The sequence below is a fragment of the Adlercreutzia sp. DFI.6.23 genome (assembly GCF_024462535.1).
GTDB classification, from domain to species: Bacteria; Actinomycetota; Coriobacteriia; order Coriobacteriales; family Eggerthellaceae; genus Adlercreutzia; species Adlercreutzia rubneri.
Window position 1 is genome coordinate 1 of record NZ_JANGBP010000315.1, and the last position, 329, is coordinate 329.

1 protein-coding gene is annotated in these 329 nt (G+C 65.7%); it reads left to right on the forward strand.

The annotated features are described in order from the left end of the window. A partial coding sequence (locus NE591_RS13520) for an NAD-dependent epimerase/dehydratase family protein (protein ID WP_256156894.1) occupies positions 1-329 on the forward strand: 329 nt, incomplete at both ends.

Here is a 329-nt window from a genome sequence, read left to right on the forward strand (position 1 = left end):
GGTAGCCACACCGTGGTGGAACTGCTTGAGCGTAACTACCAGGTCGTCATCGTGGACGACCTGAGCAATTCCAGTCGCGAGGCCGTGCGGCGCGTGGGCGAAATCACCGGCGTGGCGCCCGGGTTTGCCGATCTGCCCAACGAGGAAGAGGCCGAGGCCGTCGCGGCTGTGGCCGGCGCTGCGGTACGCAAGGTTGCGCCGGGGCCCTCTCTCCCCTTCTACGAGGCGAACATTCTGGACCGCGCGGCCCTGGAGACCATTTTCACCATGCACGCCGTGGACGTCATTATCCACTTCGCCGGCTTCAAAGCCGTAGGCGAGTCGGTGGC